General features: G+C 37.9%; 13 protein-coding genes. 11 read left to right on the top strand and 2 right to left on the bottom strand.

Translation table 11 applies throughout. The features are described from left to right. Positions 1–130: 130 nt before the first annotated feature. Both ACWPVE_RS00150 and ACWPVE_RS00145 read left to right on the top strand, forming a co-directional pair. Positions 131–796: an alpha/beta hydrolase gene (locus tag ACWPVE_RS00150; RefSeq protein WP_453989725.1), complete on the top strand. Its 666-nt coding sequence runs from the start codon at positions 131–133 to the stop codon at positions 794–796. After that, entirely contained in the window at positions 786–1,211 is a 426-nt protein-coding gene (locus tag ACWPVE_RS00145; RefSeq protein WP_453989723.1) for a DoxX family protein, read from the top strand. Before ACWPVE_RS00150 ends, ACWPVE_RS00145 begins: the two co-directional genes overlap by 11 nt. Positions 1,212–1,359: 148 nt before the next feature. Here ACWPVE_RS00145 and ACWPVE_RS00140 read toward each other — a convergent pair whose 3' ends face one another. After that, on the bottom strand, positions 1,360–2,436 hold the full coding sequence (locus tag ACWPVE_RS00140; protein ID WP_453989722.1) for a metallophosphoesterase: 1,077 nt from the start codon (positions 2,434–2,436) through the stop codon (positions 1,360–1,362). 370 nt (positions 2,437–2,806) lie between these two features. On the opposite strand from ACWPVE_RS00140, the gene ACWPVE_RS00135 reads away from it, so the two are divergent. From ACWPVE_RS00135 to ACWPVE_RS00115, 5 genes are all read left to right on the top strand, one after another. Beyond that, the gene (locus tag ACWPVE_RS00135) at positions 2,807–4,762 is read left to right on the top strand and encodes an LTA synthase family protein (RefSeq protein ID WP_453989720.1); all 1,956 of its coding nucleotides are present in this window, start codon (positions 2,807–2,809) and stop codon (positions 4,760–4,762) included. 150 nt (positions 4,763–4,912) lie between these two features. Then, positions 4,913–5,200, top strand: coding sequence for a YhdT family protein (locus tag ACWPVE_RS00130; RefSeq protein ID WP_453989718.1), 288 nt, complete (start codon positions 4,913–4,915; stop codon positions 5,198–5,200). After that, on the top strand, positions 5,197–6,657 hold the full coding sequence (panF, locus tag ACWPVE_RS00125) for a sodium/pantothenate symporter (protein WP_453989716.1): 1,461 nt from the start codon (positions 5,197–5,199) through the stop codon (positions 6,655–6,657). The genes ACWPVE_RS00130 and panF overlap by 4 nt, the downstream gene beginning before the upstream one ends. A gap of 348 nt (positions 6,658–7,005) precedes the next feature. Further along, complete coding sequence (locus ACWPVE_RS00120) at positions 7,006–8,064, top strand: tartrate dehydrogenase (protein WP_453989714.1); 1,059 nt, start codon at positions 7,006–7,008, stop codon at positions 8,062–8,064. A 105-nt stretch (positions 8,065–8,169) separates the two neighbouring features. Then, on the top strand, positions 8,170–8,931 hold the full coding sequence (locus ACWPVE_RS00115) for a class I SAM-dependent DNA methyltransferase (protein WP_453989713.1): 762 nt from the start codon (positions 8,170–8,172) through the stop codon (positions 8,929–8,931). Between the two features lie 381 nt (positions 8,932–9,312). Here the strand turns inward: ACWPVE_RS00115 and ACWPVE_RS00110 are convergent, their stop codons facing one another. Then, positions 9,313–9,753: a cell wall hydrolase gene (locus ACWPVE_RS00110; protein WP_453989711.1), complete on the bottom strand. Its 441-nt coding sequence runs from the start codon at positions 9,751–9,753 to the stop codon at positions 9,313–9,315. A 218-nt stretch (positions 9,754–9,971) separates the two neighbouring features. On the opposite strand from ACWPVE_RS00110, the gene ACWPVE_RS00105 reads away from it, so the two are divergent. From ACWPVE_RS00105 to ACWPVE_RS00090, 4 genes are all read left to right on the top strand, one after another. Beyond that, positions 9,972–10,460: a PH domain-containing protein gene (locus ACWPVE_RS00105; protein WP_453989708.1), complete on the top strand. Its 489-nt coding sequence runs from the start codon at positions 9,972–9,974 to the stop codon at positions 10,458–10,460. Beyond that, on the top strand, positions 10,457–12,022 hold the full coding sequence (locus ACWPVE_RS00100) for a PH domain-containing protein (RefSeq protein ID WP_453989706.1): 1,566 nt from the start codon (positions 10,457–10,459) through the stop codon (positions 12,020–12,022). The genes ACWPVE_RS00105 and ACWPVE_RS00100 overlap by 4 nt, the downstream gene beginning before the upstream one ends. Before the next feature lie 604 nt (positions 12,023–12,626). Further along, entirely contained in the window at positions 12,627–14,369 is a 1,743-nt protein-coding gene (locus ACWPVE_RS00095) for an ABC transporter ATP-binding protein (protein ID WP_453989704.1), read from the top strand. Then, complete coding sequence (locus tag ACWPVE_RS00090; RefSeq protein ID WP_453989702.1) at positions 14,366–16,102, top strand: ABC transporter ATP-binding protein; 1,737 nt, start codon at positions 14,366–14,368, stop codon at positions 16,100–16,102. Before ACWPVE_RS00095 ends, ACWPVE_RS00090 begins: the two co-directional genes overlap by 4 nt. Positions 16,103–16,330: the final 228 nt, after the last annotated feature.

The raw sequence follows: 16,330 nt of genomic DNA, 5'->3' as shown, positions 1-16,330 counted from the left end.
ATGAGGAAACAAATCGTAAATGGTTTCTTTTTTTGTTGCAGAGTTTTCTTATACGAATCTTTTATTCGTAAGTAAATACACTTCTGTGAGGCATACAATTGCTAAAAATAAAAAGAAGGAGGTTATAGAATTGAAATCACCATTTGTTTATGCGCTTCAACAACCTTCAAACTTTGATCCGAATAAAAAATATCCTGCCTTATTTTTAATGCACGGTATGGGAAGCAATGAACGAGACCTTCTTTCATTGGTAAGGGGACTGGAGGATACATTCTATATTTTTAGTATTCGCGGTCCACTTTCACAGCCACCTGGATATGCTTTTTTTACAATCGAAGGGTATGGAAAACCACACAGAGATGTATTTGACCATTCAATCGGCCAACTTACGCATTTTCTGGATTATGCTTCAGAAAATTATCCGATTGACCCAGAAGAAATCTATTTACTAGGCTTTAGCCAAGGTGCCATTGTTGCGATGACGTTGGGGCTTACCTTAGGAGAACGAATAAAGGGTATTGTTGCATTAAGCGGGTATCTTCCGTTTTTCGTAAAAGAGGAGTATGACATTAAGTCGATTCAAAATCTTTCAATCTTTATTTCACACGGGGTAAATGATCCTGTTTTGCCGTATGAATGGGGCGTAGAAAGCAGAACCTTTTTCGAAAAACAAGGAGCCAATGTGAGTTTTCACTCTTACCCAGAAGGGCATCATGTTTCATTACAAAATTACCGTGATTTGATGGAATGGATCACGAACAATCTAGAAATTGGAGGAAATCAAAATGGAAAATAAATTTGAAGTAGGAAGTTTCATTATTAGAGTTGTTTTAGGAATTATCTTCTTTATGCATGGTCTAGATAAGTTTAAAGGTGGAGTAGAAAATACAGCAGGTTGGTTTGAAAGCATCGGGCTTCCAGTATTTTTAGCGTATGGTGTTGCGGTTGTTGAGTTAGCAGGGGGCATCATGCTAGTTCTTGGATTATTCAGTAGAATCGTTTCGATTCTATTTGCTATCGTGATGATTGGAGCGATTGTGAAAGTGAAACTGGCAATCGGATTTTTTGGAAATGGACAAATGGCAGGTTATGAAATGGACTTAGCGTTTCTCGCAATGGCTATCATGATTGCGATCACTGGTTCTAAGGCATTTGCTCTTGATCAATTCATTTTAAAAGGAAAAGAGAATACAACAACCTCTATTAATTAAGTGAAAAAATGAGGACTGTCCAAAAGGATAGTCCTCATTTTTATATTTATTGGGTCTATAAGATATGGATGTTGATTTCCGCTACAGGTTTACAAAAATCAGTAATGGTGCAGTAAAAATTCATATAAAGCACACGACTGTCCCTTTTCTACTTAAATGTCACATTAATCATAACCACTTCAGATCTCGTTCCGATTCTTAGTGGTGGCCCCCACGTCCCAAAACCAGAGGATACAATCGAGTGCATATCGCCTTTTTTCAACCAGCCATAGTCATTTTCGTAGAGCATGTTGGTGATCAGACTTCCAGGAAATATTTGTCCACGGTGGGTGTGTCCCGATACAATCAAGTCGATTCCATTTTCAGTAGCCACATCTAGCTCATTCGGTTGATGGTCTAACATAATCATTGGTTTTGATGGGTCAAGAGCGGCAACAAGCTCTGGGATGTTTTCTCGATCTTTATCGGTATCATCATTTCTACCAATGATATAAATATCATCTTCCAACATGATCACTTCATCGGTTAAAACCTCAATACCTAGCTTTTCCATTTCTTCCACGATCCGTTGATTGTCGTTTCCATAATAATCATGATTACCTAGTGTTGCATAAACGCCAAGTGGTGCACGAACGTTCAATACTATCTCGCCCATGTTTTCTTTAATGAAGGGTTCGATATAATCGTCGATAAGATCGCCTGGAATTAAGATGATGTCTGGACGAGTTTCTTCTATTAAATGGACAAACTTTTCTAAATGCTTTTTACCAACAATACTACCAAGATGAAAATCGGAAGCCATTAAGATTTTCAGATCATTCCGTTCGACATCTTTCTTGATGGTCACATCATAAGTTTGTATGACTGGGCTCCATGCGTAATACGTCCCAATACTAAAAAGAACTAGATATACTGCAAGTACGCCAAAACCAATAGAACGAATTCTTTTCTTCTTAAATAGAAAAAATAATAGAGTTGCAATTGGAAGTAAAATGAGGCCAAATCCTGTCAGGATTAGCCAATAATATCCAAGAGTGATGAAAAAGGAAGAAGTAGTTATGTAGCCGACAAAAACGGATAACGATAAAACAGAAATGATTAATATATACGTTTTCTTAAATTTGAAAGCAAATGATCGTTTGAGCCACACCCAGCCCATATACCCAAAATAACTACACATTCCGACATAAAACAAAATGAAAATTAAAATCCCAAGGATAAACATAGTCCTAATAGCCCTTTCAAAAAAAATTAACTTTCCATTATAATAGTATAATTGAATCCAATAGAATGTGTCTTGACTTTTGCTTAAGAAAAATTGTCATATTTACATTGGGACCTACGTAATTTATTAATGTTTGTAAAAAAGGTGTACAGGCAGGGATGAAAAGGATTACAATAATTGCAAGAAAATTTCGGGGTTTTCTAGTACTCTTGACTTTTGAAATAAACATAGTAAAGTAAATGAATGTGTTGCAGATGTAAATTTTATTACGGATGTTAATAATTTGTTCATAATTTCTTGATAAAATGGTCTTTGTGTTTTGGTAGAGAATTGAATTAAATTTTAGTTTAGATTGAAGGTAGGTGCAATCATGGAAAAGAACATACTAAAACGTGGTCAAAATATCTTCACTAACTTTTTTGGCTTTTTCTTACTAGCAGTACTATTCCTTTGGATGAAAACGTATATTTCACAATTAACTGAGTTCAACTTAAATATTGATAATTCATTACAGACCTTTTTATTATTCTTAAATCCACTTGGGTCTGCATTATTCTTTTTAGGATTTGCTTTTTTAGGTAAAGGGAAAAAGAGATATAGACGTCTACTCATTATCTATTTTCTAATGTCATTCCTTTTATACGCAAATATTATGTATTACCGATTCTTTAGTGATTTTATTACATTACCAACCTTGTTCCAAACACAAAACTTTGGTGATGTAAGTGGAAGTATTGTTTCCCTGTTAAAACCGTATGATTTCTTGTTCTTTATTGACTGGATTATCTTACTTGCACTTGTTGTGTTTAAAGTGGTAAAGGTTGAAACAACTACGAAGATGAAGGGGTTAAAAGTTGCCGCGCTTTATGCATTCGCGATTTTAATTTCTACGGTTAACCTTACGCTTGCTGAGGCAGACCGTCCACAACTTTTAACACGCGGATTTGATCGTCACTATATCGTGAAATATTTGGGTATGTATAACTACACAATCTACGATGCTGTTCAGAGTACGAAAGCTTCTACTCAACGCGCGTTAGCGGACAGTAACGACAGTATTGAGGTCATTAACTATACAAAGGCAAATTATGCTGAACCTAATCCAAAGTATTTTGGAATTGGTGAAGGAATGAATGTGATTTATGTGCATCTTGAATCCATTCAAAACTTCTTAATTGATTATGAGTTACATGGGGAAGAGGTTACACCATTCCTTAACTCATTAACTAAGGACGAAAACACGCTTTATTTTGATAATTTCTTCCATCAGACTGCACAAGGTAAAACAGCTGATGCGGAATTTATTCTTGAAAACTCATTATATGGTCTTCCACAAGGTTCTGCTTTTACTACAAAAGGCATGAACACATACCAAGCGGCACCAGCTATCCTTGGGCAACAAGGCTATACATCAGCGGTGTTCCATGGTAACTCAGGAAGTTTCTGGAACCGTAATGAGATTTATAAATCATTTGGCTTTAATCATTTCTTTGATTCAAGTTATTATCAAATGAATCCAGAAGATCTAGCAGAATACGGACTAATGGATAAGCCATTCTTCGAACAATCTGCGGATCTATTAGAAACATTACCAGAACCATTTTATACAAAGTTTATTACTGTAACGCATCACTATCCGTACCGTATCAGTGATGAGGATGCAACGATTGCTCCACATACAACAGGTGACCGTTCAGTTGACCGTTATTTCCAAACGGCACGATATGCGGATGAAGCATTAGAGCAATTCTTCAATGATTTGAAGGAAAAAGGATTATATGATAATTCCGTTATCATCATGTATGGGGACCATTATGGAATTTCTGCGAACCATAACAAAGCGATGAGACAAGTTCTTGAGAAAGAAGAGATTACACCATTTGATAATGCAGCCTTACAACGTGTACCACTGTTTATCCGTGTTCCAGGAATGGAGGGTGGAGTGATGCACCAATATGGTGGTCAAATTGACCTTCTTCCGACACTCATGCACTTGTTAGGAATTGAGACGAAGGATTATGTTATGTTCGGAACTGACCTGTTGTCAGAGCAACATGATGAAGTGATTCCTTTCCGTAATGGTGACTTCGTAAGTCCAACGATTTCTTCAGTTGACGGTAAGTTTTATGATTCTTCAACTGGAATAGAAATTGAAGATGATCAGCTTGAAACGGCGAAAAAGCTACAAGATATTGTTGAAGAAAAATTAGCAACTTCAGATAAAGTTGTAAATGGTGACTTGTTGCGTTTCTACACTCCGCCAGGTTTTGAACCAGTCAAACGTTCAAATTACAATTATTTAATGGATGGAGATTCAGCTGAATAACGAGTAAGGAAGCTACCTAAGCTTGGTTCTTAGGTAGCTTTTTTTCATGCGGTTTTACCAGTCTCGAGTGTATGTGTAGTAGGAATGATAGGGCAGGCTAAGGAGTAAGGATGAATCTTACATAATTGAGAAGAGTAAGGAGTCGTGTACATGAAAAAACGAAAAATATCAGGTGATCCTCGCTTTAAAATTGCGAAAAGAGAATCACTGATTGGAATAGGAATGGCTATTTTTAATTTCATTTGGTGGTTTGGGTTCGCCTATGGATTAGGGTCAAAGCCAGTCGATGAGTATACATATATTGCTGGTTTACCAAGTTGGTTTTTTTATAGCTGTGTTGTTGGATTTGTCGTTGTTGTGTTTTTGGTCATACTACTTGTTAAATGGGTCTTTAAAGAGGTCCCCTTTGATGAGGATGAGGGAGGGGATTCCCTATGAATTGGGAAGTCATGATACCTTTTATTGGCCTGTTAGTGATCATTTTTATTGTAGGTATTTATGCGGCTAGTCGCTTAAATAAATCGTCTGGATTTCTCCAAGACTATTTTTTAGGAAGTCGGGAGCTTGGCGGGTTTGTGCTTGCGATGACAATGGTAGCTACATATGGAAGTGCAAGTAGCTTTATTGGTGGACCTGGTGCAGCTTACAACATAGGACTTGGATGGGTCTTGCTATCAATGATACAAGTGGTCACTGGGTATTTTGTTCTGGCTGTATTAGGAAAAAAATTCGCAATCGTTGCCCGAAAAATCCATGCTGTAACCGTCATTGATTTTTTAAAGGAACGTTATCATTCAAAATGGGTTGTTTTGTTATCTGCCATTAGTATTATTATTTTCTTGTTTGCATCAATGTCTGCCCAATGGGTTGGAGGAGGAAGGTTAATTGAATCGTTAACAGGATTGTCGTATACAAGTTCACTGTTTATTTTTGCGGTTTCGATTTTAATATACGTCACCATCGGTGGATTTCGTGCAGTTGCTTTAACCGAAACGATACAAGGAATTATTATGTTTGTTGGGACATTTATCATCTTAATCGGAACCATTATTGCAGGTGGGGGTATACCATCAATAATGAGCGATTTACAAGCGCAAAATCCAAATCTAGTATCTCCATTTGGACATGATCGTTCGCTTACTCCACTGTATTTATCCTCATTTTGGATTCTTGTTGGCGTTGGTGTTGTTGGTTTACCACAAATTGCGGTTCGTGCGATGTCTTATAGACATGCAAAAGCCATGCATCAAGCGATGATCATTGGAACTATTGTAGTTGGATTTATTATGCTTGGGATGCATTTATCTGGAGTATTTGCAAGAGCCGTCATCCCAGGAATCGAGGTCCCAGATACAGTGATGCCCCTCCTAGCGATGGAGGTTTTACCACCTTGGTTAGCAGGAATTGTCCTTTCTGCACCAATGGCAGCAATCATGTCTACTGTCAACTCTTTATTGTTAATCGTGGGCTCTTCCATTGTAAAGGATATATATTTAAATTATATAAAACCAGATGCATCGGAAATCACGGTGAAAAAGGTGAGTATGTCAGTAACGGCACTAGTTGGCGTACTTGTCTTTTTCATGGCAATCAATCCTCCAGATTTACTCATTTGGCTGAACTTATTTGCCTTTGGTGGGCTTGAGGCTGCCTTTATTTGGCCAGTCGTCCTTGGGTTGTACTGGCGTGGTGGAAATAAATACGGTGCGATTACCTCTATTATCGTTGGAGTGGGAAGCTATATACTTATCCATGTCTTTAGCCCAGAACCATTTGGAATGCATTCAGTTGTACTTCCAGTGCTTTTCTCACTCATTACCTTTGTAGCTGTAAGCTTACTGGTGAAGGAAAAAGATATGGAACATATACGAAATATTGATGCGAAGTTTTCATAATCTTGTAGTAGTTCGGTTAGAGTAAAATGCTCTATATCGAACTATTTTTTTGTCGAAGCGAAGAAGGACATGGTGCAAGGTTTGATGCAATGATAAAAGATTTTTATATTGTACCTAGAAGCAATTGATCTGATCAATTGCTTTTTTGGAATTGTGTTTGTGATTACTTTGTTCAACATAAGTGCGAGCATAATAAAAAGAGCCTTGTGTGATAGCCTTGTACGATGGCGCTGAAGTTTGAATCGTAAGAACGTCTAATCAGTATATATTATGAGTTTTTAATTAACTTGAGATACCTAATATGTTACCATTTGAACCAAAGGGTTTAGCTAAAAGGAGGAATCACTTATGAAAAAATGGAAGATTGCGTCGATACCAGGAGACGGGATTGGTAGGGAAGTTGTACCTGCAGCCATCGATGTTTTGAAAACGGTGTCAGATCTACATGGTGGATTATCATTTGAGTTTGAAGAATTTCCGTATAGTTGTGAATATTATTTGGAGCACGGTTCTATGATGGACCCAGATGGTCTTGATAGACTTGCAGATTTCGATGCAATCTTCCTGGGCGCTGTTGGCAACATAAAATTAGTTCCAGACCATATTTCTCTTTGGGGCTTATTGATCAAGCTACGTCGGGAATTTGAGCAAGTGATTAACATTCGACCTGCAAAGCTGTTAGATGGGATACGTTCACCACTTCTGAACCCAAAAGATTTTGACTTAATTGTCGTTCGTGAAAATAGTGAAGGGGAGTACAGCTCTGTTGGGGGCAGAATCTACCAAGGGGATGACGAAATAGCGATTCAAAATGCTGTCTTTTCTAGAAGAGCGACAGAACGTGCGATGCGCTATGCCTTTGAATTAGCTAAAAAACGAAAACAACATGTGACAAGTGCGACAAAATCGAATGGAATTGTCTACTCCATGCCATTTTGGGATGAAGTATTCCAGGACGTTGCAAAAGATTATCCAGGTATCACGACCGACTCACAGCATATCGATGCATTGGCTGCCTTCTTTGTAACACGTCCTGAAAAATTCGATGTCATTGTCGCAAGCAATCTGTTTGGAGATATTTTAACTGATGTAGGTGCTGCCATTATGGGAAGTATCGGTGTTGCACCTGCTGCGAATATCAATGTAAATGGAAAATACCCTTCCATGTTTGAACCAGTCCATGGATCAGCTCCTGATATTCTAGGCAAGGGAATTGCGAACCCGATTGGTCAGATTTGGACTGCTAAAATGATGTTGGATCATCTTGGTGAAGAAGAACTTGGCACACAGCTGTTAAATGTCATCGAGAGTGTAACCAGTGATGGGATCTATACACCTGATCTCGGAGGCGCACATACGACCTCAGAGGTGACAGCAGAAATCATGGCACGATTAAAAACATTATAAGAACGTGCGGTTTGCTAATAGGTTGTCTCTAAGGCCTGCAGCGAAAAATCAATCGTGCCAAAAACGAACACAGTCTTTTCATTAACTGCAATAGGAGAATCAGTGATGTTGGGATATTATAGCAAACTCTCATCAGAAGTATATGACATTGATAAATATATCGGACTATCATATGGGGATGTTGAGTACTATAGTGAACGATTAAAAGCTTGTGAAGGGAATATTCTTGAGCCAGGTGTTGGAACAGGTTGGATTCTCATCCCATTATTAGAAAAAGGTTTAAACGTAGACGGATTTGATATATCGGAGGACATGTTACAAATTTGTCGTCATAACTGTGAAAAGAGAGGATTAAAACCGAATCTTTTTAAAGGGGAAATGGAATCATTTTTCTTAGTTAAAAAATATCAAGCCATTATCATCCCTACAGGTACCTTTCTTCTATTACACAGAAGGGAAAAGTCAATTCAAGCTTTAAAAAATTTCTATCACCATCTCGAAAATGGTGGTAAGTTAATCCTCGATCTCTTTTTACAAGATAACTTTACGCTTGATAAACCATCAACAAGAACGTGGGAAACGAATAAAGGTGAAATGATTACATTGGAAAGTAAACGGGTTAAAGTTGACTTTATCAATCAATTCACCATTTCTCATCATCGATACGAAAAATGGAGTAATGGTCAATTAATCCAAACGGAATTAGAGCAGTTTCCACTTAGGTGGTATGGTGTTGAAGAATTTAAAATGGTACTTGAACAAATTGGATTTAAAGAGATTTTAATATCGGCGGACTATCAATTCGGGCAATATCCTACGAAATCAAGTCAAATGATCACCTTTGAAGCGGTAGTGAATAAATCATAATCATTTCTATACAGGGTGAGGAGTAGTGAAATTTTTAAAAACAAGGTAAAAAAAGTTATTGCTTAGCTTTTACGTGAAGTTCCTCCTATAATTGTCACAGTCGTCTTAATTGTTCTAAAACCAAAAAGGACTCTATAAAAAAAACATGTCAAATGGGGTTAGAGAGTGTAGGCAAGGTCAAACTTGACTTTAGTCTACACTCATTTTTTATAGAATAGTAAGATTCACTTTCCCAGACTGTCTTTGAAAACGCTTGTCAGACAAGGTGCGCTCACCGATCGAAGACGCGAATAGAAGTTGCTTCATGAGCGGACGAGTGAGGTTTGCAACGAAGTATGCGAGCGTTTGTCAACAGTCTGAAACCCCCATATCAAATGGGGGTTAACCTCGATAAACACTATCACATGTATTTGCTTGTGGCTCGTAATAACAATGTTGTTTGAATTGACCACTAAATGGTTGACTGTACCAGGAAGGTGGGCATGGACCATAAGGATTAAAATACCATAGAGAATACTTTGAAGGGTGCTCGCGCCAAAAGGTTAAGGTTTGCCTCGCTAGTTTTCTTTCAACCTCTCTAGCGGGGTTATAAAATAAGTTTCCTTTTTGGACAGCTTCAAAGGAATAATTTCCTCCTTGTACTTGATAAATCACTTCACGAATTGTCCTTACATCTTTAAAATCTAAACAATCGGCTACAGCTCGGTTGACAATCACGTTGCCAACCATTAGCATCCCTAGTCGTCCTTCACCTTCTGCTTCTGCCCTCATCATCCTTGCGACTAAATCAACATCCTTGTCTGTATATTTCACTCTTGCCACTTTACATCACCTCTAAAAGCAGTGTATGAAAACTGCCTCAAAAAATGTCGGTTTTGTATCATTTTTATCTTATTTTTAACTAAGAAACATTGCGGAAGAGGATGAATGTTTTTATGTATCCAAACTACTTCTATAAAAATAGGAAATCATGAAACTTTATGCCTATCTTTATCGTAAATATGGCTAAGACAGAAGATTTATCAAAAGGAGTGCTTGGTGTGAGTGAAGGAAAATTAGAAAATCAATTGTCGCCTGCTTTTCCTAAAATACGATTGATATCTGATTCGATTTCTAATCTAATTGGATTATTGGTGATAGCGGTATTGTTTTGGCTAAATCATTATTTTTCATGGCCGACATGGGCGTTATGGATTTTGATTGCAGTTCTTGTGTTTGCTGTACTTGGTTCGATCTGGTCCTTAATTGAAATTAAGCTTTTGTACCGAACTTGGAGATATCAGATTGATGATGAATATCTTCAATTGAGTTATGGCGTTTTAACAAAAGAATGGGTAACCGTGCCGATGACAAAAATTCAGTCTGTTTCCACGAGTCAGGGGCCGATTATGAAGCGTTATAAGGCTCGTGCGATTAGAGTTGAAACAATGGGTTCTTCCCATACTATTCCTGCCTTAGAAGAGGATGTAGCTCTTGAAATAAGGGAAAGACTGGCAGAATATGCAAAGTTGAAGGAAGCTGATGAATGATGAGATATCATCCACTTAGTATTGGTTTTCAGATCTATGAATTAATCAAGAATAGCTTCTTTCTCATTCTGCTTTTATTTGTGATACGAAGAAGTTCAGACGCTTGGTATTTTGTTTATGGACGATATGCGTTTTTACTATTTGTAGGGTTACGATTGTTCTACATATTCGCATCTTGGTTTGTAGAGAAATATGAGTGGAAGGACAGGACATTTCATATACATAAAGGACTATTTGTTAAACGCACGAGTACCATCCCTTTTTCCAGGATTCAGAACGTAACAAGGAAAACAACGGTATTTCATAAACTATTTGGCCTTACATCCCTGACATTTGAAACGGCAATGGACGGGGAAGACGATTCGATTCAGTTTGAGGTCATATCGAAAAAACATGCGGAATTTTTAATTGAGTTGGTTCAACCAGGTAAGCAACAAGATCTCCTACACCATGAAAATGATGAAACACTTCAGGAGAATGAGGAACTAGAACAGAAGACTGTTCAAGAGGAAAGTCGCACGATTCATTTTACACCAGAGAAAAAAGACTTATGGAAAGCGAGTTTTACCTCTTTGAGCTTCTTAGCCATTATTCCGCTTATTTTTGCAGGCTTGGATTTTGTAGAACCGTTTTTACCTGATCCAGACAAGCTAAAGGGCTTCTTTCAAGTATTACTTGCAAGTAAATGGCTTTTTGTGATCATTCTTATTTTCGCTGTGATCATTTCCGTTACAATTGGGGTCGGAAGAACATTCATCCGTTATGGAAAATATGAAATTTCATCTGATGCTCGTTACATCTATATCAATCGGGGAGTAATTGACGAAAGTTTTTTTGCAATTGAAAAACGTAAAATTCAAGGCTTAGAAATGAAGCAAACATTTCTCAAACGAGTATTTGGTTTAGTGGAAGTGAAATTGATCAGTTCTGCGAATCCGAATAGTGGTGATGAATCGGTCAATGTGAATTCTCTCTATCCATTTTTACCTATAAATAAAGCGTACGACTTAATCGAAGAAATCCTACCAAGCTATCAGTTGCAAACCATTCAGTTAGAAAGGTTACCACGTAAATCCTTATGGGTAAAATTAGTGCGACCAAGCTGGCTCTGGATTATCGCAACGGCTGCATTAATTTATTTCAAGCCTGAGCTATTTGGTATCGAACAAATGTGGTGGATCTTGTCTCTAATCCTATTATCATTAATCATCTTGCAGCGAATTCTTGATTTTCTTCATACGAGATACGCTGTGAAAGATGACCAGGTCCAATGGTGGCAAGGTGGATTAACGACCCGCATGTTTGTCACAAAGCGAAGAAATGTGATTGAAATGTCATATTCGCAGTCAAGACTACAAAGGTTTTTCCAAATTGCGACAATTACAACATTGAATCGTTCGATTCCGACACATATTGAAACAATAAATGATCTGCCATTACCATTTGTACTGGATTTTGAAAAATGGTATTTAAAGCGAAAAGGGGACATTGAAATTATAAAAGAGCCTGTTGGGGGCGAGACTGTGCCAAAAGAAGAGGACAATCGAGTCATCAATTCTTAATATGTCGATTATTTTGTAAAAATTTAGGATATAAAATAATAATTTGATAGTTGACAATTGTATGAAAAAAGTGTTAATCTTCAAGAGCACTAAGAAAAAAATGGCAAAGGAGGAAAGGACAATGAGAAACTTAATGATTGGAAACCAAATCTACAATCCTATACATTGTCCATACCTTCTATTTGTTTGACTTTATCATTCCAAACTAATATGAGGTATAGGTACGCCAACTATACCTCCTATAGAGATGCACGCTCTATTTAGGGTGTGCATCTTTTTTGTGTCTGGAAATTTTTTCTTAGTGGATTAAGTCTAGCTCTGGGTGCTATCGGCTCGAGGTAATAAGCCAATCCCTGCGGAAGGTAAAATACGCTTTTGCGTCAGGCTTAGCTTATGATTGTCGCCTCTACTAGTACGGCAAGGATTCCAGCGCGAGGCACAGGACGTGCCTTTACTTAGCTGGAATTGGGGTGGCGCCTAGAACTTTCAAAAAGGGGAGAAAGACAATGTGGAAAAAACAAAGAGTATTGATTTGCAACAAGGAATTGCTTGATAGTGGGTAGCTCTTGTTTGGTAGTCTGGGTTGAGAAAGAAGGTATGAGACATGTTTGAAGTATTAGGTAAGTTACGTTGGTTTTACAAAACATATTGGCTTCAATATACCATCGCTATCGTCTTGTTAATGATTGCTACTGTATTGGAAGTAATACCACCTTATTTACTAGGATCCGTAATTGATATCATAACAGCGGGTGAAATGACAAGAGCCGTATTGATTCAATATGTACTTCTATTTGTAGGGATTATTGTAGTTGGTTACTTCCTGAATTTTTACTGGCAGTACCGATTGTTTGAAGGATCTTTGAATCTAGAAAAACTCATGCGTCGAAAACTCATGCTACAGTTTTTAGACATGACGCCAACATTTTATGAAAAGAACAGAACGGGTGACTTAATGGCTCGTGCAACGAATGATTTGAACGCGGTTTCACTCACAGCGGGTTTTGGAATCATGACCTTAATTGATTCTACCTTATTTCTCGGTACCATTATTTTTGCAATGGGGTTCATGATTTCATGGAAACTAACATTCTTCGCGATGCTACCCGTTCCAATTATGGCGGTGCTCATTCAATATTTAGGAAAAATTGTCCATGAACGCTATATGAAAGCGCAGGACGCTTTTGGTGAATTAAATGATAATGTGCTAGAGTCTGTCGCAGGCGTACGAGTCATTCGTGCTTACGTACAGGAGAAGCAAGATGAAAAAGTTTTTGCTGAGAAGAGTGAGGAAGTTTATCAAAAAAATATGGATACAGCGAAAATAAATGCATTATTTGGTCCAATTACAAAGGTTGGAACTGGCATCAGTTTTGTTGTCGCCTTAGGCTATGGAGCATTCCTTGTAACCAATGGTGAAATGACAATTGGTCAACTCGTGACATTTAATGTGTATCTAGGGCTAGCTGTATGGCCTATTTTTGCAATTGGTGAACTGATTAATGTGATGCAACAAGGAAATGCATCTCTAGATCGAGTACAAGAAACATTACAATACGAAGCAGATGTAAAAAATGCAAAGCATCCAGTTGCGGTTCCAAGTCCAAATACGATCGGTTTTCACGATTTAATGTTCCAGTATCCAACAAGTCAGGTAAAGAATCTCCAGAATATTTCTTTGCGCTTGAGAAGAGGAGAAACATTAGGAATCGTGGGAAAAACAGGTGCGGGAAAAACAACATTTTTACGGCAATTATTACGTGAATATCCTCTCCAAGAGGGGCAACTAAGGATTGATGGGATAGACATTGCTTCTCAAACGAAAGAACAAATCCTTGATTGGATTGGCTATGTTCCCCAGGATCATGTGTTATTTTCACGCACTATTCGTGAAAATATCTTATTTGGAAAAGAAGATGCGACTGACGCTGAAATCGATAAAGCGATCGAGTTGGCCTATTTTAAAAAAGACTTGGAAAACCTACCGCAGGGTCTGGAAACCCTTGTTGGTGAAAAAGGAGTTTCCTTATCAGGAGGACAGAAGCAGCGTGTGTCCATTGCACGTGCACTCATCAAGGATCCCGAAATATTAATCCTAGATGATTCTTTATCGGCTGTTGATGCAAAAACGGAGGCTAAAATCATAGAGAATATTCAACGAGAACGAAAGGACAAAACGACGATTATTACCACACATCGTTTATCTGGTATAAGGCATGCTGACCATATTATCGTCCTCGATGAGGGAAAAATTATAGAACAAGGAACGCACGAAGAACTCACACGACTAAATGGCTGGTATAAAGAACAATTTGACCGTCAACAGTTAGAGGGGGGCGGCACATGAGTACGGGTAGACGATTAATCACATATGCAATGTATTACAAGAAACCAATTTTTCTTGGCTTGTTTTTCTTAACACTGGCTGTCATCACCGACCTTGCAGGTCCATTTCTTGCAAAGTACATGATTGATGAGCATATGGTCGTTGGGAATATCGCAGTTGGCCCCATAGCCTGGTTACTTTGTATCTATCTACTATTAGCCATCGCAACTGCAGTATTGAGATATTTCATGTATATCTATTTGCAAGTGGGGGCAAATAGAGTGATACAAAAATTACGTCAGGATGTGATTGGGCATATTCATACATTGCCCATTCAATATTTTGACCAACTTCCTGCTGGTAAAATTGTCGCACGTGTTACAAATGATACGGAAGCAGTCAGAAATTTATATGTTCAGGTGCTTTCAAATTTTGCGACAAGTTTTATTTCAATTGCGGGTGTCTATATTGCGCTCTTCATCCTCAATTGGAAACTGGCGATGCTTGCATTGCTAATGATTCCACTTATCTATTTGTGGATGATTTTGTATCGGAAATACGCATCCCAATATAACAAAGTGATCCGTAAAAAAATTGCAGATATTAACGCGATGATCAATGAATCGATTCAAGGAATGACGATCATTCAGGCATTCCGTCGTGAAAAACAAATGACGAAAGAGTTTGATGAGATGAACGAGGAGCATTATGCATACGGAAGAAAATTATTAATATTAGATTCCGCAACATCATTTAATCTCGTCAATACATTACGTCTCATCATGTTTACGATCTTCATCATCTATTTTGGAACTCAATCATTATCAATTGGTGAGGTGGCATCTGCAGGAACGTTGTACGCCTTTGTTGATTATTTAACAAGACTATTTAATCCCATTACAAATGTCGTGAATCAGTTTTCCCAATTAGAGCGCTCTCTTGTTGCAGGGAAGCGAGTGTTTGATGTGTTGGATAAAAAGGGAGAAGCTGTCTCTGAGGATACGATACCGAGATATAAAGGGCATGTTGTCTTCGATGATGTGACGTTTGCCTATAAAGACGATGAGTATGTATTAAAACATGTATCATTTGAAGCAAAGCGTGGAGAAACCGTCGCACTAGTTGGTCATACAGGCTCAGGAAAGAGCTCGATTATGAATCTACTCTTCCGATTTTATGATCCATCAAAAGGACGTATTTATATCGATGGAATCGATATAACATCATTGCCAAGGCAGTCCATCCGTCAACACATGGGAATCGTTTTGCAGGATCCATATTTGTTCACAGGGACAATCGCTTCAAATGTAAGCTTGAATAATCCAAGGATTACAAGGAAAAAAGTAGAGGAAGCTTTGCGAGCAGTAGGTGCAGATCGTGTACTTAAAAATCTCGAAAAAGGGATTGATGAACCCGTGATTGAAAAAGGAAGTACGTTGTCATCTGGTCAACGCCAGCTTATTTCATTTGCTCGTGCCCTCGCCTTTGACCCTGCCATTCTCATATTGGATGAAGCTACTTCTAACATTGATACGGAAACAGAAGAGATCATTCAACATGCGATGGATGTACTCAAAAAGGGACGAACAACGTTTATCATTGCACACCGTCTTTCAACGATAAAAAATGCAGACCGCATTCTTGTGTTGGATCGAGGTATCATAAAAGAACAAGGTACCCACGAAGAATTGTTAGCTCTTGGTGGTACTTATTCTCAAATGTACCAGATGCAAGCTGAATCACTACATGTTTAAAAAGATGACCACTGGGATTCACTTCCCCAGTGGTTTTTTTCGTGTGGAAGGCTTCATTGTTTTTAAAAAAAGAATCTTTTAATTTTTGAAACTTTTTGTATCATCATAACGTGGATCGAGTGAAAGGTGGGCAGTGATGGACCCTATTGTTTTACCGTGAGTTAGATCGCTTTTAAACAAGCAGTTATCATGAAAGACTGTCGCAAGTGTATTTTTTGTTTTAGGATC

Source organism: Bacillus nitroreducens, assembly GCF_964021195.1.
This window is presented reverse-complemented; position numbering and strand designations above follow the sequence as displayed.